Source organism: Acinetobacter sp. UBA1297, from assembly GCF_002307755.1.
Taxonomy (GTDB): domain Bacteria; phylum Pseudomonadota; class Gammaproteobacteria; order Pseudomonadales; family Moraxellaceae; genus Acinetobacter; species Acinetobacter radioresistens.
The window spans coordinates 1-23,405 of the sequence record NZ_DBUF01000012.1; the positions used below are offsets into that span (position 1 = coordinate 1).

The 23,405-nt window shown below is 41.9% G+C and carries 20 protein-coding genes and 2 tRNA genes; 12 read left to right on the forward strand and 10 right to left on the reverse strand.

The annotated features are described in order from the left end of the window. The coding region (locus B3R63_RS05055; RefSeq protein WP_286728928.1) for a beta strand repeat-containing protein at positions 1-3,521 on the forward strand (3,521 nt) is incomplete at its 5' end. Between the two features lie 89 nt (positions 3,522-3,610). Next, entirely contained in the window at positions 3,611-3,976 is a 366-nt protein-coding gene (locus B3R63_RS05060; protein ID WP_286729004.1) for an MGMT family protein, read from the forward strand. Positions 3,977-4,063: 87 nt separating this feature from the next. On the opposite strand, the gene B3R63_RS05065 is transcribed toward B3R63_RS05060, so the two are convergent. The 4 genes from B3R63_RS05065 to carA all read right to left on the reverse strand — a co-directional run bounded on the left by B3R63_RS05065 (position 4,064) and on the right by carA (position 9,763). Further along, positions 4,064-4,684 (reverse strand): CatB-related O-acetyltransferase, encoded by a 621-nt coding sequence (locus B3R63_RS05065; protein WP_111280622.1) that lies wholly within the window; start codon positions 4,682-4,684, stop codon positions 4,064-4,066. Positions 4,685-4,809: 125 nt separating this feature from the next. Further along, positions 4,810-5,286: a transcription elongation factor GreA gene (greA, locus tag B3R63_RS05070; protein ID WP_005015697.1), complete on the reverse strand. Its 477-nt coding sequence runs from the start codon at positions 5,284-5,286 to the stop codon at positions 4,810-4,812. Between the two features lie 91 nt (positions 5,287-5,377). Continuing rightward, positions 5,378-8,608, reverse strand: a complete 3,231-nt coding sequence (gene carB, locus B3R63_RS05075; protein WP_005015696.1) for a carbamoyl-phosphate synthase large subunit — start codon at positions 8,606-8,608, stop codon at positions 5,378-5,380. A gap of 15 nt (positions 8,609-8,623) precedes the next feature. After that, a complete protein-coding gene (carA, locus tag B3R63_RS05080; RefSeq protein ID WP_005015695.1) occupies positions 8,624-9,763 on the reverse strand; it encodes a glutamine-hydrolyzing carbamoyl-phosphate synthase small subunit in 1,140 nt (379 codons plus the stop codon). A 330-nt stretch (positions 9,764-10,093) separates the two neighbouring features. On the opposite strand from carA, the gene B3R63_RS05085 reads away from it, so the two are divergent. Continuing rightward, positions 10,094-10,486, forward strand: a complete 393-nt coding sequence (locus B3R63_RS05085; RefSeq protein WP_106438640.1) for a hypothetical protein — start codon at positions 10,094-10,096, stop codon at positions 10,484-10,486. Positions 10,487-10,546: 60 nt separating this feature from the next. On the opposite strand, the gene B3R63_RS05090 is transcribed toward B3R63_RS05085, so the two are convergent. Both B3R63_RS05090 and yhbY read right to left on the reverse strand, forming a co-directional pair. Then, complete coding sequence (locus tag B3R63_RS05090; protein ID WP_005025044.1) at positions 10,547-11,083, reverse strand: DOMON-like domain-containing protein; 537 nt, start codon at positions 11,081-11,083, stop codon at positions 10,547-10,549. Between the two features lie 12 nt (positions 11,084-11,095). Further along, the gene (gene yhbY / locus B3R63_RS05095) at positions 11,096-11,419 is read right to left on the reverse strand and encodes a ribosome assembly RNA-binding protein YhbY (RefSeq protein ID WP_005015688.1); all 324 of its coding nucleotides are present in this window, start codon (positions 11,417-11,419) and stop codon (positions 11,096-11,098) included. 194 nt (positions 11,420-11,613) lie between these two features. Here yhbY and rlmE point away from each other — a divergent pair, with 194 nt between their 5' ends. From rlmE to B3R63_RS05115, 4 genes are all read left to right on the forward strand, one after another. Beyond that, positions 11,614-12,264 carry a 23S rRNA (uridine(2552)-2'-O)-methyltransferase RlmE gene (gene rlmE, locus B3R63_RS05100; protein WP_005015686.1) on the forward strand — a complete coding sequence of 217 codons (651 nt, stop codon included), beginning with the start codon at positions 11,614-11,616 and terminating at the stop codon, positions 12,262-12,264. A gap of 135 nt (positions 12,265-12,399) precedes the next feature. Continuing rightward, complete coding sequence (ftsH, locus tag B3R63_RS05105) at positions 12,400-14,295, forward strand: ATP-dependent zinc metalloprotease FtsH (protein WP_005015684.1); 1,896 nt, start codon at positions 12,400-12,402, stop codon at positions 14,293-14,295. Positions 14,296-14,429: 134 nt separating this feature from the next. Then, entirely contained in the window at positions 14,430-15,281 is an 852-nt protein-coding gene (folP, locus tag B3R63_RS05110; protein ID WP_286728936.1) for a dihydropteroate synthase, read from the forward strand. A gap of 64 nt (positions 15,282-15,345) precedes the next feature. Next, positions 15,346-15,660, forward strand: a complete 315-nt coding sequence (locus B3R63_RS05115; protein WP_286728938.1) for a DUF5713 family protein — start codon at positions 15,346-15,348, stop codon at positions 15,658-15,660. Between the two features lie 466 nt (positions 15,661-16,126). Here the strand turns inward: B3R63_RS05115 and B3R63_RS05120 are convergent. After that, positions 16,127-16,212: transfer RNA gene (locus B3R63_RS05120), tRNA-Leu, on the reverse strand. Positions 16,213-16,224: 12 nt separating this feature from the next. Continuing rightward, positions 16,225-16,298, reverse strand: a tRNA-Cys gene (locus B3R63_RS05125). Between the two features lie 152 nt (positions 16,299-16,450). On the opposite strand from B3R63_RS05125, the gene folD reads away from it, so the two are divergent. Beyond that, positions 16,451-17,299 (forward strand): bifunctional methylenetetrahydrofolate dehydrogenase/methenyltetrahydrofolate cyclohydrolase FolD, encoded by an 849-nt coding sequence (folD, locus tag B3R63_RS05130; protein ID WP_286728940.1) that lies wholly within the window; start codon positions 16,451-16,453, stop codon positions 17,297-17,299. Positions 17,300-17,614: 315 nt separating this feature from the next. Then, positions 17,615-18,283: a class I SAM-dependent methyltransferase gene (locus B3R63_RS05135; protein WP_005015675.1), complete on the forward strand. Its 669-nt coding sequence runs from the start codon at positions 17,615-17,617 to the stop codon at positions 18,281-18,283. A 36-nt stretch (positions 18,284-18,319) separates the two neighbouring features. Here the strand turns inward: B3R63_RS05135 and B3R63_RS05140 are convergent, their stop codons facing one another. Beyond that, positions 18,320-18,748, reverse strand: a complete 429-nt coding sequence (locus tag B3R63_RS05140) for a hypothetical protein (protein WP_005015673.1) — start codon at positions 18,746-18,748, stop codon at positions 18,320-18,322. A gap of 234 nt (positions 18,749-18,982) precedes the next feature. Further along, positions 18,983-20,812 (reverse strand): phosphoenolpyruvate carboxykinase (GTP), encoded by a 1,830-nt coding sequence (locus tag B3R63_RS05145; protein ID WP_286728942.1) that lies wholly within the window; start codon positions 20,810-20,812, stop codon positions 18,983-18,985. Between the two features lie 397 nt (positions 20,813-21,209). Here B3R63_RS05145 and B3R63_RS05150 point away from each other — a divergent pair, with 397 nt between their 5' ends. From B3R63_RS05150 to B3R63_RS05160, 3 genes are all read left to right on the forward strand, one after another. Next, the gene (locus B3R63_RS05150) at positions 21,210-22,148 is read left to right on the forward strand and encodes a diacylglycerol/lipid kinase family protein (protein ID WP_286728943.1); all 939 of its coding nucleotides are present in this window, start codon (positions 21,210-21,212) and stop codon (positions 22,146-22,148) included. Then, on the forward strand, positions 22,129-22,902 hold the full coding sequence (locus B3R63_RS05155) for a metallophosphoesterase family protein (RefSeq protein WP_286728945.1): 774 nt from the start codon (positions 22,129-22,131) through the stop codon (positions 22,900-22,902). The genes B3R63_RS05150 and B3R63_RS05155 overlap by 20 nt, the downstream gene beginning before the upstream one ends. Before the next feature lie 184 nt (positions 22,903-23,086). Then, complete coding sequence (locus B3R63_RS05160; protein WP_005015665.1) at positions 23,087-23,377, forward strand: co-chaperone GroES; 291 nt, start codon at positions 23,087-23,089, stop codon at positions 23,375-23,377. Positions 23,378-23,405 lie beyond the last annotated feature (28 nt).

Sequence of the window (23,405 nt, forward strand, 5' to 3'; positions counted from 1 at the left end):
TCAGCGGTACCACCGAACCGGGCGCCAGTGTAACCGTACAGGGCCCGAACGGAGCAGCAGTGCCGGTCACAGTGGCGCCAGATGGCAGCATCAGTGGCAGCATTGCCGCGCCAGCTCTCGCCGGTAACTACACCGCCACCGCAACCGATATTAATGGCAACACTGCCACCGATACCGCGACTGCAACAGATAATATTGCACCAATCCCTGGAAGCCTGAGTCTGGCAGATTTCTCCGATACGGGCATCAGCCTCTCTGATGGAATCAGTAATGACAATTCATTTAATTTGACATTAACGGGTCAGGAAACAGGTTCTACCGTGGTCTACCAGATTTCTGCGGATGGCGGAAATACCTGGGTGGCAACAACAGCCGCACAGACTGGAGTCGCAGATAACACCTATCAATATAGAGCTGTCGTGACTGATGTTAATGGCAACAGCAGTATAACCAATGCGGTAGGCGTTACTATAGATACTATCACTACGGTTACTGCGCGCTTTGCTTTAGATTCAGATAATGGCAATCCAGATCCGACGACTGTCATTGTGAGTGGCACAGCAGAGGTAGGATCTACTGTTACTTTAACCACAACTACAGGTGTAGCAATTTTAGATAATCTGGGCAATCCTGTTAGTACGATAGTAGGTTCAACAGGCACCTATACATTTAATGTTCCGACAGCTTCCGTAGCGGATAACCAGCTGCTTAGCGTGAATTCTACAGATATTGCCGGAAACGTTGCTACAGACCCAGTAAGAATAGATTTGACACCACCAAATGCCGTAGATGATGTCGTAAACCTGGACATTGTAAGTCAGATCACTACAGTCTATCCCGAAGTGACCGATACAGATGTTCAGGTATTGGGTTTATTAGAGTCGGATAATGGCACTGACAATGGTGTGACTGTAATTGTAGGACCTGATCAATTTGGTGTACTCAATATTGAAATAAGCCAAACTGCACTCGCCGCAGTTGCAGATGCCTTCCGGTTAGATGTTGTTGATGCAAATGGTAATGTTGTCTATTCTGCAGTAACACAAAACTCGCTATTAGGTGATGTTCTTGGTTTAAATATCTTAGGTGTAACAGGAGATAATACTTTAACTGCTACAGTCAGAGGCTTGCAACCAGGTACATATCGTGTTGTGGTTCGTAATGACGAGAGTACATTAACTGACTTGCTAGATTCAGATAATAGTGGTGGAGTATCTTTACAAGAGCTTGGAAATTCAGGCGTCATTTTAGGGCCTGAAAATCAGACGCTGGTACTCAATACAGTTTCTAATGCATTAGGTCCAGTTTTAGGGCCAACAGTTACTACGCTGTTATCTCCTGTTTTAACTACATTGAATGGTTTGCCAGTTGATGAGATTATTAATCCATTAGTCACTATTTTGAATAATGTTGGTGCTACCGGATTACTCAATACAGTCTTGAGTTCACTAGCAGATGCTCTTTTAAGTAATACACTTACACTATTGCAAGCTACTGATATTACGACCCAGCTTACCGAAACCGATTTTGCTAATGAAGCCTTAACAGGTGGTAATGTGATTACAGGTGCGGGTAGCAGTAACGGCGGTACAGATGATGCACAGGGAGGTGTAATTACTCAGGTACAAATTGCTGATGGACCTATCGTAGTCATTCCATCAAATGGAAGCAATATTACAGTCGAAGGACTATATGGTGTACTTACCATTAATTCGTCAGGAGCCTATACTTATACAGCTTATGGAGATCCAGCGTCTATAGGCGGTTCTGAAGTATTTACTTATACATTATCTGATGGAAATACAGTAGATACAGCAAAACTTACTATTAACATTGCAGATACTTCTACAACAGCCCCTAGAGTTACTTTAGTTAATGATACGGGTAACAGTAATACTGACCTGATCACCCAAGATGGTCGCATCGCGGTGATCGCAGATCCTGATGTGAACACAGTAGTGGTAAGGTATACATCTGCTTCCGGTACTGGAGTGAACGTCAATGCCGTGTATGACACCGCAACTGGCAGGTGGATTGCTACGCCTCCAGCTGGTTTTGCAGATGGTGCCTACAACGTGACGGCTACCGTAACAGACACTACCAATCATACGAATACCTCTTCTTTAGGTAATATTACTCTAGATACTACACCGCCAGTAGTTACAATCGTAGGTGCAGGCGATAATGCAGGTAATATTCAAGGCAATATTTATTCTGGTGCGATTACTGATGATAATACGCCAACAATCTTTGGCAGGGCAGCGCCGAACAGTACCATTACGCTTATTCAGGACGGTGTAACAATAACTACGCCAATTACTGTAGATGCTAGTGGTAACTGGAGTTATACGCCTGCCACAGCACTGTCTTCATCTGCGACCGGTGTAAATCATACTTGGCAGGCTAGAGTAACAGATACGGCAGGTAATATTACAACTGCTAACTTTAACTTGAATATTATTGGCCAGGTTGCACCTGTTGCAGCTGTTAACAGTAATGCTCTACTGGGCGTTGTAGGCGCAGATGTAGCAGGTCTGATTGATTTAAATCAGCAACTATTTGCAGCGGCAGATGCAAATGGCGATTTAAGAAGAGTAGAAATTACATTAAATTCTGCAGTATCACTGGGTGGAGAGAATTTTAGCTTCTCAACAGGGTTAGCTAATTTATTTGGTTATAATGTTACTACGCAAAGCAGTCAATTAGCTTTACCATTAATTCCTGGCCGTCCGGCGCGTATTACGATTGAAGCTGCACAAGGGCAGGTACTTGATAATCAGGAAATTAATGAATTCTTGGCATCAGTCAAATTATCGGGTGGTTTGCTGGGAGGCATCTTAAATCTGAATTTACTGAATAATTTGAATGTGGTTGCTACAGATAGCCAAGGCTCATCTACCTCATATAGCCGAGGTGAGATTGCAAGTGTAGATCTGTTAGGTGGTCTACTTTCAGGAAGCGCTTCACCGATTGTTGAGGGTAATGCTAATGCTAATATCTTGGGTAATAGCAATAGTACTGTATCTCAGCGCCTCTATGGTTATGATGGAAATGATACGTTAAATGGCGGTTCAGGAAATGATATCCTGCGAGGTGGTAATGGTGATGATACTTTAAATGCAGGGGCAGGTAATGATTATATTAATGGTGGTGCAGGCAATGACACTATTACTGGTGGCCCAGGCGCTGATACTGTAGTGTTTGATTTACTGGTTGCGGCTAATGCAAGAGGCGGTAATGGTACTGATACCTGGACAGACTTCCATGTAGGTAATATTCGTACCGATAACCAGGCTGACCGGATTGATGTGTCAGATCTGCTAGGAGGCGAGGTTAATGCTAATAATCTGGGACAATATATCCAGCTAAACTATAATTCAACGTCATCAACTGTAACCTTGTCCATCGACCGGGATGGAACCGGAACTACTTTTATTGCCACTCCATTATTACAGCTGACCAATCAGCCAAGTGCCATTACATTGGATGAACTGTTACAGAATGGCCAAATTATTTTCTAAATATATAAGGTAACAAAAAAGGACCTTCGGGTCCTTTTTTGTCTTTAGTTAAAATTTTTTTAAACTTAAGTGATAATCTATTTAGAATTTTGAGTTTTCTTATACTTTATAAAGCTATAGATTTTAAGGAGGATGTTATTTCTTCTGCACATGAATTATATGGACAGATTTTAGAAGTTATTAGTCTGATTCCTTGTGGTAAAGTTGCAACTTATGGACAGGTTGCGCGTCTTGCCGGGTTGCCAAAACATGCACGATTAGTCGGCTATATACTCAAAAATCTGCCTATAGAAACTGATATTCCATGGCATCGCGTAATTAATAGTCAAGGTAGAATTAGCCTAAGTAAATTAAATACACAAGGTCAAAATATACAGTCTGTTTTATTAATTGAAGAGGGCCTAACAGTCATAAATGGAAAGATAAACTTAAAAAAATTTCAGTGGCTACCCTGAATTTCTAAATCAACTTAAGATCATCAATTCTCTCTGTCTGGAAATTAGCAAGATAAAAATTAATATACAGTCTCTATCAGATGCGGATTAAAATTCATTTAAAAATGCTACTAGAGATGAAACGTTATCTGTCTGTAGTTGCCCGCGTATTTTTAATAACTGCTTTTCGTCCATATCATAAAGCTTAAGGGAAAGCAGCTTCTGGATGTCTTCTTGAGAAAAACGATATTTAATAATTCGTGCAGGTACACCACCGACAACTGCATAAGGTGGAACATCTTTAGTTACTACAGCACCTGTTGCTATTACTGCGCCTTCTCCCAGTTTTACACCTTGCATAATCATGGCACGGCTACCAATCCAGCAACCGTCACTAATAATTGTATCTCCTGCTGGCACAAAACTACGGGTATCAAAGGGAAATACTGAAATCCATTCTGTACGGTGTAGCTGATTACCCCCCATCATAATGACACTTTCAGCACCAAAGCAGACAAAATTACCAATATAAAGCTGATCAATCGGTTTATCTGGGGTAGCAGGTTTATCATGAAGATAACGCACTACACAACGTTCAAACCCTTGATCCCAATAGGCTGAGTAATAACTATAATTGCCTTTAATATGAATATTCGGATTCTTTACTGTCTTCGAGATGAATTCGAACTCACACCAGTGTTTAACCGGAGAGTTGATCAGCTGATCCATAAGAAAAATTAAATACTGAAGAGCAGTAGATTATATCTGAAAAATTTTAAAATTTGAGATGAGCGAAAATAATATTGTCAATCAAAAGCCCCTGATGAAAGGGGCTTTATGTGTATCGTGTTTGACTAAATATATTCAACACTCACAATTTCATATTCTACTTCACCTTGAGGCGTAACGATTTTTGCCTCATCACCTTCGCTTTTGCCTAAAAGTCCGCGTGCAATAGGTGAGTTCACAGAAATTTTATTAATTTTAAAGTCAGCTTCATCATCACCAACGATTTTATAAGTTTTCTGTTCTTCAGTATCAAGATTTTCAATAGTTACTGTTACACCGAAAACTACACGGCCATTCTGCTCAAGATCTTTAATATCGATAACCTGAGCTGCACCCAGTTTACCTTCGATGTCCTGAATACGACCTTCACAGAAACCTTGCTGTTCACGTGCAGCGTGGTATTCTGCATTTTCTTTCAAGTCGCCATGTTCACGTGCTTCTGCAATCGCTGCTGTAATACGTGGACGTTCTACAGTTTTAAGCTGGTGTAATTCTTTCTCTAAGGCAGTTTTGCCTTCAGGGGTCATAGGATAACGTTGCATGTTGTCCCTCAAAAGTCAGTGGAAGGATGTAAAATATATAAATAAAAAAAAGCCCGCCACCAAGAAGGTAGCGGGACTTCTTGGAAGCGAATTAACCTTTAGTTAGGTCTTGCAAACGATATACATCCATTGGCAATTTAATTGCTAGAGCTTGGCATACAGCGTCCGCACCATTCAATGTAGTTGTATTATACACTTTACCTTGAAGTGCTGAACGACGGATCGAGAATGAGTCTTCTTGTGCCTTTTTGCCTTCAGTCGTATTAATGACAAGGTGGATTTCACCGTTTTTGATACGGTCCACAATGTTAGGACGACCTTCAGTCACTTTATTCACGCGTTCACATTCAAGACCAGCTTCGCTAATCACTTTAAATGTACCATCAGTCGCAAGAATCTTGAAGCCTAGGTCAATTAATTGTTTCGCAATACCGACAGCACGCGGTTTATCTGAGTCTCGTACAGAGATGAATGCATGTTTCACTTCGCCTTCAGTTGGAAGACCAGGTAAACGTTCATTTGCACCTAGCACTGCTTTATAGAATGCTTCACCAAATGTTTTACCCACACCCATCACTTCACCTGTAGACTTCATCTCAGGGCCAAGGATCGGGTCAACACCAGGGAATTTGTTGAATGGAAACACTGCTTCTTTTACAGAGAAGTGCTCAGGGATAATCTCAGCCGTGAAGCCTTGTGACTCAAGAGATTGACCTGCCATACAACGTGCAGCGACTTTCGCTAAAGATTCGCCGATACACTTAGAAACGAAAGGCACTGTACGTGATGCACGTGGGTTCACTTCCAGGATGTAAACATCGTCGCCTTTCACCGCAAACTGTACGTTCATTAAACCGATTACGCCAAGCTCTTTCGCCATCGCGATGGTTTGACGGCGCATTTCGTCCTGAACTTCTTTAGATAAAGAGTACGGAGGAATAGAACATGCTGAGTCACCTGAGTGAATTCCCGCTTGTTCAATATGCTGCATGATCCCGCCGATCACAACGTCTTTACCGTCAGACACGCAGTCAACGTCAACTTCAATTGCGTCATCCAGGAAGCGGTCAAGCAGAACTGGCGCTTCGTTAGATGCCTGAACCGCATCACGTAAGTAGCGTTTGAGTTCTTCGTCGTTGTATACGATTTCCATCGCACGGCCACCAAGAACGTAAGAAGGACGTACCACAAGCGGGTAGCCGACTTTCGCTGCTTCAGCCATACCTTCTTCAGCAGATTTTACGATACTGTTGTTTGGTTGACGTAGTTGCAGACGTTGAATCATTTGCTGGAAACGTTCACGGTCTTCTGCACGGTCAATCGCGTCAGGTGATGTGCCGATAATTGGCGCACCCGCTTCTTCTAAAGCACGAGCCAATTTAAGCGGCGTTTGACCACCGTATTGTACGATGATGCCTTTAGGCTTCTCTGTACGAACGATTTCAAGTACATCTTCCAAGGTAATCGGTTCGAAGTACAAACGGTCTGATGTGTCATAATCCGTAGAAACAGTCTCAGGGTTACAGTTCACCATGATGGTTTCATAGCCATCTTCACGCATTGCAAGCGCCGCGTGTACACAGCAGTAATCGAACTCGATCCCTTGACCAATACGGTTAGGTCCACCGCCGATCACCATAATCTTGTCACGGTTCGATGGGTTAGACTCACACTCTTCATCGTAAGTTGAGTACATGTATGCTGTATCTGATTCGAATTCTGCAGCACATGTATCGACACGTTTATACACTGGAGTTACGCCCAGGTTCCAACGGTGTTTACGGAATTGTTTTTGTGAAATACCCATCAAGTTCGCAATGCGCAGGTCCGATAAACCTTTACGTTTGAATGAACGGATGTTGTCCGCGTTCAAGTCACCGAAACCTAAAGTTTTGATCTGGTTTTCAGTGTTGATGATATCTTCGATCTGGACCAGGAACCAGCGGTCGATATTGGTAGCTGCAAATACTTCGTCTAAAGTGAAACCATGACGGAATGCATCCGCTACATACCAGATACGCTCTGGACCTGGAACTTTAAGTTCCTGAAGAATCTTCTCGCGTGCACCTTCAGTACCCACTTCGATTTTTTCATCAAAACCGGAAGCGCCCACTTCTAATCCACGAAGTGCTTTATTCACAGATTCCTGGAAGTTACGGCCAATGGCCATGACTTCACCGACAGATTTCATCTGAGTTGTTAAAGTCGCGTCAGCTTGCGGGAATTTTTCGAAGTTGAAACGTGGAACTTTGGTGACGACATAGTCAATCGCAGGTTCGAAAGATGCCGGAGTTGTACCACCAGTAATATCATTTTTCAGTTCATCAAGGGTATAGCCAACAGCCAGTTTCGCTGCAATTTTTGCAATCGGGAAACCTGTTGCTTTTGATGCAAGCGCAGATGACCGTGATACACGCGGGTTCATCTCGATGATCACCATACGACCATCTTTTGGATTGATACCAAACTGAACGTTAGAACCACCTGTTTCAACACCAATTTCACGAAGAACTGCTAAAGATGCATTACGCATCAATTGGTATTCTTTATCAGTCAATGTTTGTGCAGGTGCAACAGTGATTGAGTCACCGGTGTGTACACCCATTGGATCAAAGTTTTCGATCGCACATACGATGATACAGTTGTCATTTTTGTCACGAACAACTTCCATCTCGTACTCTTTCCAGCCAATTAAAGACTCATCGATCAATAACTGTTTAGTCGGAGAAAGATCAAAACCGCGTTCACAGATTTCAAGGAATTCTTCGCGGTTATAAGCGATACCGCCACCAGAACCACCCATGGTGAATGATGGGCGGATAATCACTGGGAAGCCGAAACGAGCTTGAATTTCAAGTGCTTCTTCCATTGACTCTGCAATCGCAGCTTTTGGACACTCAAGACCAATCTTACGCATTGCTTGGTCGAACAGTTTACGGTCTTCTGCTTTTTCGATCGCTTCTTTGGTCGCCCCAATCAATTCAACATTATATTTCTCTAATACACCATTTGCGTCAAGTGCAAGCGCACAGTTCAACGCAGTTTGACCACCCATGGTTGGAAGGACCGCATCCGGACGCTCTTTCTCAATGATCGCGGCAACAGTCTGCCAAGTGATTGGCTCGATGTAAGTAGCATCTGCCATTGCAGGGTCGGTCATAATGGTTGCCGGGTTAGAGTTCACCAAAATAACACGGTAGCCTTCTTCACGCAGCGCTTTACATGCTTGTGCACCTGAATAGTCAAACTCGCATGCCTGACCAATTACAATAGGGCCAGCACCAATAATTAAGATGCTTTTAATATCCGTACGTTTAGGCATTATTTCGCTCCTTAATTACTTCTTAGATGCTTCGATAAGTTCAATGAAATGATCAAACAGCGGTGCGCAATCATGCGGACCAGGACTCGCTTCAGGATGTCCTTGGAAACTGAAAGCCGGTTTATCAGTACGATGAATACCTTGGTTTGTACCATCAAACAGCGAACGGTGAGTTACACGTAACACTTCAGGTAAGGTACTTTCATCTACCGCAAAACCGTGGTTCTGCGAAGTGATCATCACTGTACCATCTTCAATATTCTGTACAGGATGGTTGGCGCCATGGTGACCATGACCCATCTTGAGGGTAGCTGCTCCACTTGCAAGAGCCAGAATTTGATGCCCTAAACAGATACCGAAGACCGGTAGTGTAGTTGTTTCGACAATAGTTTTTACAGCTTCAATTGCATAACCGCATGCAGCCGGGTCACCTGGTCCATTGGACAGGAAAACGCCATCAGGATTAAGTGCCAGTACTTTTTCAACAGGGGTCTGGGCAGGTACAACGGTCAATTTACAGCCGCGATCTGCAAGCATACGCAAGATGTTGGTTTTGACACCATAGTCATATGCTACTACATGATATTTTAATTCAGGCTGGGTAAAGCCTTGACCTAATGCCCATGAGCCTTCGGTCCATTCAAAACCTTCTGGATCACAGCACTCTTTTGCCAGGTCTAGACCTTCAAGACCGCCAAAAGCCCGCGCTTTTTCTAATGCTTCTTCAGCAGTAATATTTTCACCTGCAAGAATACAGCCATTCTGCGCGCCCTTATCCCGCAAGATACGGGTCAGTTTGCGGGTATCAATATCTGCAATCGCAACAACATTATTCTGCTCAAGATATTCACCAAGAGACATATCTGCACGGAAGTTGCTATGCAATAAAGGCAGGTCGCGAATAATCAGGCCATTGGCCCAGACTTTCTGAATACGGCCGGACTCGGCATCTTCAGTATTACAGCCAGTATTGCCAATATGGGGATAAGTTAATGTCACAAGCTGTTGTGCATAACTTGGGTCAGTCAAAATTTCTTGATAGCCAGTCATGGCGGTGTTAAAAACGACTTCACCAGTCGTACAACCCGATGCACCGATAGACTTACCTTTAAAGATAGTTCCGTCTGCAAGGGCTAAAATGGCGGGGATGCTCAAACCAAAGCTCCTGAATTTTAGGCTGTAAAAAAGCGAGTAGACATAAAAAAAGGGTGGCTGTCTAAAAAAAACACGCCCTCCTTTTGGTCTGCTCGCTTGTAACTTAACAGCGTATTGTACGCATGAAGAGTCTAAAAGTCCACGCTAATTATGATGTTTATATCAGATAGGGAGCTTGTAACTTCAAATAAACACAAGCGCAAGCCTTCCATGAGAAAAGAATGAGAGAGCAAGCAAGATTTTTAATAATTGTCAGACAATAAATAGATCATTTTTTATTCAATAAATTAAGATGATTTTATAATTTTCATCACAGCAGGAAATATTATTATGACTAATTCTTCTCAAAAAGCTAAGAAAGCAGCTCAGCCATTGGCTAAAGAACAAAAGAATGAAGTAATTGAGACTACACCAGTTGTCAACACAGCATCAGAAACGTTAACACAGCAGGAGCCTGCGCGTGAATCCAACCAGGCGTTATGGGCGCGTTTAGAGTCGTTGAAAAGTCAACTAACCTTTTCGGGTCAAGAAATTTCTGAATTAAAAAATCTGGTTAAAAGTGAGTTTACTCATCTGGTGGATGAGCTTGCCAAATTAAGCCAAGATTTGAAAGCAGACATCAGCCAGATTTCATTAAAACATAAAGAAAACCTGACAGAGACATTTAAACGCTCTAAAGCAAATGCTGTTGAAGTGTGGAATAAGGTTCAGCGTCATAATTAAGTCGAATAAATAATAAAAAAGTGAGTATAAACTCACTTTTTTAAATTATTACTGGAAGTTTCAAAACTGATGTAGCCAGTCACGCTTATTATGAAAATCTGGTTGCGGGCTACTATGCTGCATAGCGAAATAATGTACTTCTTGTGAAGTTTTAAGTACTGCCGACAAGCCAAGATATAAATCTGACCACTTCAATTCATGGTCTGCCATAAACCGTCCCAGATCCAGACTCACATTTAAACCATAATGTGTCCGCTTGAGCTGATTTAACTCAATATCATAAGCTGGTTTTGGAGGAATATCTTCCGGATAGCGATACTCTTCGAACTGGTAAGCTTGCCAAGCTTCAGAAGGGGAAAGGTTAATCTCTCGATAAAAATCTTGATCTTTTACACCAATGAAAATTTCATAACAGGTATTTTCCCATAGATAGTCACGGCGTGGATTTGATGCGACTTTATCTGGCCAAAGGATTAGCTGGTTTGGGTCACTAATCCAGAAACCGATATTTAAAGAAGCCTGATCTTGCTGTTCAACTGCCCCTACCAAGGAAATAGCAGAAAACCTTTTAAAAGGATTAAGTTCGTAACTAGCCATAAGAGAAAATGATCAGCTTGAAAGATGCGCGTGACGAACCAGATTCGACAAATGCTGATTCTGTTTGGCTGCCTTTTTATAAAGCAGAACAATTTTACCAATTTTCTGTACTGCCTGAGCACCAGTAGCTTCTATTAACGCATCAATAACCTGTCCACGTGCTTCACGATCTTCGCCAGCAATCTTCACTTTAATTAGTTCATGATCGTTTAGTGCGCGGTTGGTTTCTTCAATCACGCCTTCGGTCAGGCCTTGCCCCCCGATCATTACTACTGGATTAAGAGCATGTCCAATTTGACGTAAACGCTTGCGTTCTTGAATAGAGAGAGCCGCCATGAAATATAACCTAAATTTAAAAACGCCCCAGTATAGCAAAAACCGGATTCAAACACTCTAAAACTCTTAAATTATCGATGAAGCTTATTAAAAATATCCGTTGGGGAAGGCGCTTTAGATACAGATGTATACTGCAAGCTGCACATTTTTCACGTACAATAAAAAAATAGAAGTTATTTCAATATTTAGTAGTTATGGCAACACGCATTACCAACCAGAAGTTATCTAAAAGTAGTCGTGCGTGGATGAGAGAGCATCTGGACGACCCTTTTGTAAAAAAGGCGCAAAAGGAAGGCTATCGTGCACGCGCTGCCTATAAACTTCTTGAGATCCAGGAAAAATATAAGCTCATCAAACCGGGCATGACTGTAGTTGATCTGGGAGCGGCTCCAGGGAGCTGGTCGCAGATAGCAGGTAAACTGGTAGGGGATAAAGGACTAGTAATTGCGTCCGATATTCTTCCGATGGATGCTTTGGCAGATGTCACCTTCTTGCAGGGTGACTTCCGTGAAGAAGAAGTATTCGAAAAATTGTTAAATATTTTAAATGGGCGTCAGGTAGACGTTGTAATTTCGGATATGGCCCCCAATACATCTGGTAATAGGGCGGTTGATCAGCCCCGCCAGATATATTTGTGTGAACTTGCTTTAGATTTTGCACAAAAGGTACTCGGACCCAACGGACAGTTTGTGGTAAAAGTATTCCAAGGGGCTGGCTTTGATGAGTTTCGCAAGCAGGTGGTTGATAGTTTTGATGTGTTAAAAACTGTTAAACCCGCCGCATCACGAGCCCGTTCGAAAGAAGTGTTTTTAATTGGACAAGGCCGTAAAAAAGCGTTGCAATAAACTTTACTTGCCAACCCGTCAAAAATTGTGCATTTTGTACTTTTTTAGACATTGCATGCTGTTTTACAGTTTTTTGTTAGGGTCACCCCAGAAATTTTGGGCATGATCAAATTAGATTGATATGGGAATAAAGCTTTGAGCGATCTCTTCAAGAATGCCGTATTGTGGCTAATAATACTGGGTGTTCTGATCTTGATTTTCAGTAACATCAGTGACCGCAACAAGCCGACTGCGATGAATTATTCCGAATTCGTGGCAGCGGTTAATGCCGGTCAAATTAAGCAAGTCACAATTGATGGCGAGCGTATTAATGGCGAAAAAGTCAACGGTTCAGAGTTTGAAAGCATTCGTCCTGCGGTTCAAGACCCTGAGCTTATGCCTAGCCTTATCAAAAATAATGTTGTCGTTGAGGGTACAGCACCGCAACGTCAAGGTTTATTGATGCAATTACTCATTGCAAGCTTTCCTGTACTTCTAATCATCTTGTTATTCATGTTCTTTATGCGAAATATGGGTGGCGGTGCAGGTGGCAAGAACGGGCCAATGAGCTTTGGTAAATCCAAAGCAAAAATGTTGTCTGAAGACCAGATTAAAGTAACCTTTGCCGATGTGGCGGGTTGTGATGAGGCCAAACAGGAAGTGGTTGAAATTGTCGATTTCTTGAAAGATCCGGCAAAATTTAAGCGTCTAGGCGCGACCATTCCTAAAGGTGTTTTAATGGTAGGCCCGCCGGGTACAGGTAAAACCTTGCTCGCCAAAGCTATTGCCGGCGAAGCAAAAGTACCGTTTTTTAGCATCTCCGGTTCTGATTTTGTTGAAATGTTTGTTGGTGTTGGTGCCTCGCGTGTACGTGACATGTTTGAGCAGGCTAAACGTCATGCACCTTGTATCATTTTCATTGACGAGATTGATGCAGTGGGTCGTCATCGTGGTTCAGGTACAGGTGGCGGACATGATGAACGTGAGCAGACTCTTAACCAAATGCTGGTTGAAATGGATGGTTTTGAAGGAAATGAAGGTATTATCGTAATTGCAGCCACTAACCGTGCTGATGTACTCGATAAAGCCTTGCTTCGTCCAGGTCGTTTTGACCGTCAAGTAATGGTAGGTTTGCCAGACATCAAAGGTCGTGAACAGATTCTGAATGTTCATTTAAGAAAACTGCCTTCAACTACCGGTGTAGATGTTAAAGTGTTGGCGCGTGGTACACCTGGCTTTTCGGGTGCCCAACTGGCAAACCTGGTCAATGAGGCAGCTCTTTTTGCGGCACGTCGCAACAAGAACACAGTCGACATGCATGACTTCGAGGATGCAAAAGATAAACTGTATATGGGGCCAGAGCGTAAATCGATGGTTCTTCGTGAAGAAGAGCGCCGTGCTACTGCTTATCATGAAGCAGGACATGCAATCGTTGCTGAGATGCTGCCCGGTACTGATCCGGTCCATAAGGTAACAATTATGCCGCGTGGTTGGGCTTTAGGCGTAACCTGGCAGTTACCAGAGTTTGATCAGACCAGCCATTACAAGGACAAAATGCTGAACGAGATATCTATTTTGTTCGGTGGCCGGATTGCAGAAGAGATCTTTATTCATCAGCAGTCAACGGGTGCATCTAACGACTTTGAACGTGCAACAAAAATGGCACGCGCGATGGTCACCAAATACGGTATGTCTGACAAATTGGGTGTAATGGTCTATGAAGATGATTCACAGCAGTCATTTATGGGCAGTATGAATAGTCGCACTATTTCTGAAGCTACCCAGCAACAAGTCGATCAGGAAGTGCGCCGTATTCTGGATGAGCAATATAAAGTTGCTTGGGATATTCTTGAAGGTAATCAGGATATTGCACATAAAATGGTGAAAGCTCTGATGGAATGGGAAACTATTGACCGTGAGCAGATCCGTGACATTATGGAAGGTCGTGATCCTCAGCCCCCTAAAGTTTATGTTGCAGATAATCCGGTTGCAGACTTAGAGCCACCTAAAAATGGTCCGTCTACACCACCCCCATTGCCAGCAATGAACTAAATATAGTTATTTAGAAAAGAGCCACTTTAAGTGGCTCTTTTTTATTATTTAAAAATAAAAACATGAAAATAACTTAACACTCAGCCTGAAGTTAACTTGTTAAAATGTATCAATCATAAGATCAGGAGAGACCAATGCGGCTAATGCCATTACCTAAACAGACTTTACAATGCAAGGATGTAAGTCTGGATTTAGCTCGCCCGCATATTATGGGGATTTTAAATGTTACTCCTGACTCTTTTAGTGACGGCGGAAAATATAAGCATAAAGAACAAGCTCTCCAGTATGCTTTGCAGATGATAAGAGATGGGGCAACTATTATTGATATTGGAGGGGAATCTACTCGGCCAGGTGCTACTCCAGTATCGGTTAAAGAAGAGCTTCAACGTGTAATTCCTGTAGTGGAAGCTTTGGCGCAACATGATGTAATTATATCTGTTGATACCAGTGAGCCTGAAGTAATCCGCCAGGCAGTGAAGAAGGGAGCCCATATCTGGAATGATGTGCGGGCATTGAGTCGCCCAGATGCACTTGCAGTGGCGGCAGAGCTGGATATACCGGTAGTCATCATGCATATGCGTGGTGAGCCTACCACAATGAACCAGCTGGCCAATTATGAAGATGTAGTTGAAGAAGTGCTTCGTGAGTTGACTGTAAGAGTTGAGGCGGCTATCGCAGCAGGAGTGCGGGCAGATAATATCATTATTGATCCAGGCTTTGGCTTTGCCAAGAATGTTAGCCATAACCTGAAACTGTTGCAGGATTTCTGGCGGCTTAATGAATTAGGTTATCCGGTTCTATCTGCACTGTCACGTAAGCGCTTCATTGGTGAGGCCCTGGAGGGCGCAGAGGTAAAAGATCGTATAATTGGCAGTGTCACAGCGCATCTTTTGAGTATACAGCAGGGGGCATCTATCGTAAGGGTACACGACGTGAAGGCTACCAGTGATGCGATTAAAATCTGGTGTGCTACACTGTCTGCCTGATGGTTTCTATATTTGACTGAATCCGGGTTCTTTAGGCTCGGATTTTTATTTTTGAGAATAAGTAATGAATGATGAATTATTAACTCCTATGTTTGAGGATGAATACTATCCTGATGAGCTGGTATCACGTATTAAACAGTTGCTGCTACAGTTTTCTGAAAAAATTACAGCAAGTTCTTTGATTCACACAGATATATATTCTTCCGCTCAGGAGATCATAGTTCAAATCAATAAAATGAAACCCAAGTTTGAGCAGATGGATTCATCTCTAGATGATGCAGCAGCTGATTATATTGCTGAGGCTATGATGATGGTGGTACAGGAGGCGGGTTATCTGGATATTGATATGGAAGAACTGGTTGCCAATAGGGAGTGGTAAGATAACTTTATTGCAAAGTCTTATGGTTTGTTCAGGATATTCTATAGTTGGCAGTATTGTCCTGAATGTTTTCCTGCAATCCTGTCATCGTTAAATATAATATTTGATCCACTTAACGGCATACATCCTTAACTTTTGCCGGAATTATCACTCTTGTTTTCTCATGGTTATTTATTTCCTTAATTATTAAATTTTAAAGCACAGTAGCTGTGACTGAGAGTACAGCACTGTGATATGCGATGATTATCTATTTGATGAGCTATTTTTTAAATAATTGCAAAACTTGTATTTAGAAATGTCTGGATGCTTAAGCTACTAAACTGTTGATGTAGAAGAGGAGGAAATCGTAATTTGAATAAACTTGATCATTGTAAAATTTATATTTTTATATTCAAGAAATTACAGGCATAAAAAAACCAGCTTGAAGCTGGATTCTTTATTACACCATTTTATTTTAGCTTTAAAATGGTGCCCGGGGCCGGACTCGAACCGGCACGCTTTGTGGGCGGGGGATTTTAAATCCCCTGTGTCTACCTATTTCACCACCCGGGCGTTACACAAGATTGGAGGCGGAGGTCGGAATCGAACCGGCGTACACGGAGTTGCAGTCCGCTGCATGACCACTCTGCCACCCCGCCATCTCTTGGTGATGCACATATTAGCAATCTTTGAAAAAAAAACAATAGGATGTATGGTGAATATGCACATAAAAACAGCAACTAAAATAAAAACGGTTAAATAATCATGTATTATGTGCAAAATTGATTCATATCCACTTGGGAGATGTGCTGTGGCATTGGTTTTAGACGGTCGTACACTGGCGAAACAGATAGAAGCTGACTTGTTGCAACGTGTAGAGGCGTTAAAGAAAAAAACAGGTCGTACGCCAATTCTGGCAACTATCCTGGTAGGAGATGATGGTGCTTCAGCTACTTATGTACGCATGAAAGGGAATGCCTGTCGTCGTGTTGGTATGGATTCTCTTAAAGTGGAACTGCCAAAAGAAACAACTACTGAGCAGTTACTGGCAGAAATTGAAAAGCTAAATGAAAACCCTGACGTACATGGTATTCTACTTCAGCATCCTGTTCCGGAACAGATTGATGAACGTGCCTGTTTTGATGCCATATCGCTAGAAAAGGATGTAGATGGCGTGACTTGCTTGGGTTTTGGTCGTATGGCAATGGGAGAGGCTGCCTATGGCTCTGCAACACCTGCTGGAATCATAACGATCTTAAAAGAAAATAATATTGAAATTGCAGGTAGACATGCCGTTGTTGTAGGCCGCTCTGCTATTTTGGGAAAGCCAATGGCAATGATGTTGCTTCAGGCTAATGCTACAGTGACGATTTGCCATTCACGTACACAGAACCTCTCTGAATTTGTTAAGCAGGCTGACATCCTTGTAGGGGCTGTTGGAAAAGCCGAGTTTATACAAAAGGAATGGATCAAGCCGGGTGCTGTGGTAGTTGATGCTGGTTTTCATCCGCGTGATGGCGGTGGTGTGGGGGATATTCAACTAGCAGGTATTGAAGAGCTTGCTTCTGCTTATACTCCTGTTCCAGGTGGCGTAGGGCCAATGACAATCACGACTTTAATTCGCCAGACAGTTGAAGCTGCTGAGAAAGCATTGGCTTGATTTTAAGAGCATTATTAAAAGCTATGTAAATATCAAGTTTGCATGGCTTTTATGTTAATAAAGCTTTTAAAACTATTTTCATCGCCTGTTTATCCTGATCTTTATTTGAATTAATCGGCTGTTCACTTTATTTCTGTTTTGAAAAAGGCAGAAAAACTATCTGCGAAACTCTTTAAAAAGTATTAAAAAAATTATAGGGCGCAGAATTATTCTTTTATTATAAATTCTGCCTTTAAGCAGTGGGGTATGGACCAGAGTGCGTATCATATTAAGCTTTAATAACTTTGAATCGCTTTAATAAAGGTTAAATTTTTGATGAGTTGTACTTTTCAACTGGCTAAGGCTCCTGAGCATCTTCTTCAAGCTTTACATGAGGTTATACCACAGTGTGAACTACAGGCACAGCAATTACCTGAAACCCCTATTTTATTATGGTTAATACCGCCAGTTTTTCCTACTGGCCGCCTCGATGATGAGGTTATTCGACGTATCTGGAATGATACGCCTTACTGGATTTTCTGCTGGGCTTCAGGACTTGCTATGGCACAGTGGTTGCTTGCCGAGCCACAGCATGTCAAAGATAAAGTGGTATTGGATTTTGGTGCCGGTTCTGGAGTAGTAGCTATTGCCGCTAAAATGGCAGGTGCCAAACAGGTAATCTGTTGTGATATCGATCAGGTCAGTCTGGCGGCTTGTCGCGAGAATGCAAAGCTTAATGATGTCGAGCTTGAGTATTTGGATGACTTGTATAAGGCAGAGCAGGTTGATGTGTTATTAGCGGCTGATGTACTTTACGATCAGAGTAACCGCTTCTTTCTGGATGAATTTCTGAAATTCACTTCAACGGTCTGGGTGGCAGATAGTCGGGTAAAAAACTTTAGTCACTCTCGTTACTGCAAAACTGAAGAACGTAGTGCCACCACCTGGCCAGACCTGGATGAAGCTAAAGAATTTCGCAATGTCAGCTTTTATAAGACGTTATAAGTTTAAATAACGTCTGAGCTGATAAAACATAAAATATTACGAACAGGTATAGCGAATGACGCGTAGAGTTGCAGGCTTGGCTTCAAGCGCCTGTCGAGTTGCGTAATCTTCACTGTTATTTAAACTTGGGGTATCAGATAAACTGAATGAGGCCCGGCTCTGGCCGAGTTGTATACCATAATTGTCCTGCTGGGTAGCAGCAGGATTTGGAATCTCATTGGCGCTTAATACTGAAATTTTATAAGTTTTACCAGTACCTAATACTTGCTGACAAGCCATCTGCAATTTATTTTCATCTATAGACTGGTTGGCACGTAATGCCAAAGTATAGGCAATCGTCGCTGATTGGGCAGACTTGTTCTCGATCTGATAGCCTGTAATACCATTGTACTGGCGAGGGCTAGTCTGGCATGCCGTTATAATAAAACATAATGGTAAAGTAACCAATAAAGTTATTTTCTTCATAATTAGAAAGCCTTTTATCCTTATAGGTTCAAGTATGGCATAGAACTAGCGGAAATAAGCAATCTTAAGGACTGATATGCTTCAGTAAGCTGAAGAAATTTTAAGTAAATGTTAAAGACATCAATTTAATGGGTAAATGATAATAGCAATTTTTCTCTGGTGATTGATCAATAGAGCTTGGATGAAATTAAAATAAAAAAGGCCGCAATTGCGACCTTTTTTTATTTCACTGATTTAAACTGATTTTACAGCATCAAGCAGCTGATTCTGACAGTCTTTCAGTGCTTGTGGTAAACGGTCACCTAACTTGCTGAATAGCTCAGTATGGCTTTCCAGTTCTTTAATCCACTGGTCTTTATCTTGAGAAGTTACAGTATCAAACTGTTCTTTGCTAAAGTCTAGACCAGTCCAGTTGAGCTGTTCATAAGTTGGAACATAGCCAATTGGAGTTTTAACTGCACTTGCACGACCTTCACAACGGTCAATGATCCACTCTAGAACACGCATGTTTTGGCCAAAACCAGGCCATACAAAGTTGCCTTCAGCGTCACGACGGAACCAGTTTACATTGAAGATTTTCGGTAAATGGTTGCCATGTGCTTCAGCTTGCGCAGCAACTTTTTCGCCCATGCTTAGCCAGTGGCCAAAGTAGTCGGCCATGTTGTAACCAGCAAATGGAAGCATTGCAAACGGATCACGGCGTACGATGCCTTGTTGACCTACAGCTGCAGCAGTGGTTTCTGAACCCATGGTTGCTGCTTTGTATACGCCATCTACCCAGTCAAAAGCTTCTGAAACTAAAGGTACTGTATCGGCACGACGTCCACCAAAGATAAATGCAGAAATAGGTACGCCTGCCGGGTTTTCCCAGTCTGCATCAATAGAAGGGCACTGAGCTGCTGAAACAGTAAAGCGGGCATTCGGATGCGCAGCTTTTTCGCCTTCTGCATGAGGCTGTCCTTTCCATGTCGTAAGATTTGCTGGAATTTCTTTAGACAGACCTTCCCACCATACTTCGCCATTTTCAGTCACAGCAACGTTAGTATAGATGACGTCTTTATGCAGCGTTGCCATGCAGTTCGGGTTAGTTTTAGTATTGGTTCCAGGTGCTACACCAAAGAAACCAGCTTCTGGATTAATTGCATACAGGCGGCCGTCTTCACCTGGTTTGATCCAGGCAATATCATCGCCTACAGTTTCAATTTTCCAGCCTTCATAACCTGCAGGTGGAATCAGCATGGCAAAGTTCGTTTTACCACAGGCTGACGGGAATGCTGCAGCGATATAGTGTTTTTCGCCCTGAGGGTTAGTTACACCCAGAATAAGCATATGTTCAGCTAGCCAGCCTTGGTCACGACCCATGACGGAGGCAATACGAAGTGCCAGACACTTTTTACCAAGTAATGCATTACCACCATAACCAGAACCGTAAGACCAGATTTCACGGGTTTCTGGGTAATGAACAATGTATTTCTCTTTGTTGCATGGCCAAGAGACATCTTTTTGACCTTCTGCAAGCGGTGCACCTACTGTATGAACACATGGAATAAATTCGCCATCAGTACCTAACACATCATAAACGGCTTTACCCATACGAGCCATTTTAGTCATGCTCACTGCAACATAAGGAGAGTCGGTCAATTCAATACCGATATGTGCAATGTGGCTGCCCAGCGGGCCCATAGAGAAAGGTACGACATACATGGTACGTCCAGCCATAGCACCGTCAAACAAACCATTCAGTTTGGTACGCATCTCGGCTGGAGCTTCCCAGTTATTGGTCGCACCGGCATCTTCTTGCTTTTCAGAACAGATGTAAGTACGGTCTTCAACACGAGCAACGTCGGAAGGATCAGAATTTGCAAGATACGAACCAGGATGTTTTTCTTGGTTTAATGCTTTCATGGTGCCGTTAGCAATCATCAGGTCAATTAGACGTTGATATTCTTCGTCGCTACCGTCACACCATTCAATTTTTGCAGGTTTCGTTAATTTTGCAATTTCTTCAACCCATGCAATAAGCTTAGGATGACGAACGAATTCTGGTGCGTTCACTTGGGTCATGGTGAGGCCTATTAAAAATATGTACAAAGTACAAGTACAAATTCGTCTGTCTAAACAAGACAAACAAAATGAATAAAAAAAGTGGCAGTATTAAAGCATAAATTAATAAAAAAAATAAGACTAAAGGCTGAAAGTAATTACATAGATATCTTTATATAAATATCCTTAAAATCAATATATTAAATTAGATTAAGAAATTTATATCAAATTATTTTTAATAAAAATATATGGTATTTATTTAAAAAATTTTATTAAAAATAAAATGATTACGTTAAAAAAAATTGAATTTACTATTATTGGTAAAATAAATCATACTCATTTAAATTTTACATAATGCCTATTTTAATTGTCTATTAATTGGACGAAATTAGAGCAACTACTTTAATTTTTATTGTTTATGAATGAGCAATTGCGCCCTTTAACCATTATTTATAACAGAAATTCTGGTTTTCATGCAGCCCGTCGCGATGAGCTTTATGAAGAAATACTAACTCAACTCAGTACACATGGCTTCGAAATTCAGGTCTTGGAATTACATTCAAACTCAGATTTTGACCGGCTGATGCAGGATGTACTGGATCGTCATTTAAATGGGCCAGATGTAGGGGTTGTGGTCGCAGCTGGGGGGGATGGTACTCTAAATGCAGTAGGGGCAAAGTTATTGCATACTGACATACCGCTAGGCTTATTACCTTTAGGGACATTTAATTATGTCGCGCGGGCCCTGAATATTCCTTTAGATTTGCTTGAAGCTACAAAGGTAATTATTTCTGGTCGGCCTCAGGCGATTCATGTGGCAAAACTTAATAATCAGATTTATTTGAACAATGCAAGTCTAGGATTATATCCACTCTTTATTAAGCGAAGGGAGGCATATAACCAGCGGTTTGGCCGCTTTACATTTAATGCATATGCTTCAGCTCTGGATGTCATGATTCGAGACCGCAAAGCTTTAAAACTAACTTTAGAAGTGGATGGTAAAAGATATCCCTTAAATACGCCGCTGGTCTTTTTTGGTAATAATCAACTTCAGCTACAGGAAATGCGTCTGCGTGTTGCTGACTGTGCGACAGCTGGCCGGGTTGCCGGTGTGGCTGTAGCAAATACTGATAAAAGAACTTTGTTTACACTGCTATTTCAACTGATACAAGGCAAGCTTGAACAGGCTTCACAGGTCTATAGCTTCTGCGCAGATCAGGTTCAGGTACATGCAGCTAAAAAAAATATTAAAGTGGCGATTGATGGAGAAATTGTCGAGTTCCAGACACCTTTAAAAATTACAGTTGAAAAAAATGCGCTTAACATAATGGTGCCCTATGCTGCTCCATCTCTCTGATCTGCATTTTGGTACCGAGCGGCCAGAATGCATAAATGCCTTACGAGTATTCTGTAAAGAGCAACAACCCGAAGCTCTCGTGGTAAGTGGGGACCTGACCCAACGTGCCCGGTTTATCCAGTTTTATTATTGTAAGCAGTTTTTAGAGAGTCTCCAGATTCCTTATCTGGTTGTACCTGGCAATCATGATATACCACTTTATCATTTGTGGAATCGTGTCTTTAGCCCGTTTACCCGTTACCAGTATTTTTTCGGTAATTTGGAAAATGTACTAGAAACCGAACACTTTTATGTTATTGGAGTCAATAGTGTAAGACGGCGTTATCATACACGTGGTCATGTCTCACTAGAGCAAATTCATGAAACCCGTGAGAAACTAAAACAGGCCCCCTTACATAAACTTAAAATTATTACGTCACATCAGCCGTTTTATACTGAACCTGACGACCCCCATGGTTTAAAAGACTGTCCGGTACTCGGCCGTATGGCTCTAGAGGTTTGGGGACAATATAAATTGTTTGGTATTTTACATGGCCATTTACATAAAACCGCGATCTATGATCTGGCCCGACTGTATAATTTAAAAGTTGATCATCCTATTTATAATATTCATGCCGGTACTGCGACTTCCTGGCGCTTGCACAAGAACCTGCCGAACAGTTTTAACACTGTTTCAATATCTGGTGAAATTCTGCAATACTGGTTTAATGAAGAGAGTCAATCATTTGTTTTACGGACAGATGTGATTAAATAATTACCCAAGATTTGTTGAGCGGTTAAAAAAAATACAAAAATACAAATTTTTTTTATTTTCCCCCTTGAAGCGTTTTTTTCTATCCCCACAAAAGTGTCATCAAAACACTTTAGGTTATTACTTAGACTTATAAATAAAGTAATAACTGATTACTTAAAAAAGACTTAGTCTGATGGAGTTAATTATGAGCAATATTCGTCCATTACATGACCGTGTAGTAGTTCGTCGTGTAGAAGAAGAAACAAAAACTGCTGGTGGTATTTTATTGCCAGGTTCTGCGGCAGAAAAACCTTCTCAAGGTGAAATCATTGCAGTGGGTAATGGTCAAATTACTGATAATGGTGTACGTGCACTTGACGTAAAAGTTGGCGACAAGGTTCTGTTTGGAACTTATGCCGGTACAACTGTAAAAGTAAATGGGGAAGAGCTTCTTATTATGAAAGAGTCTGACATCCTTGCGGTGTTAGAAGGCTAATTTACGTTTAACTCATTTGTGATCAGAT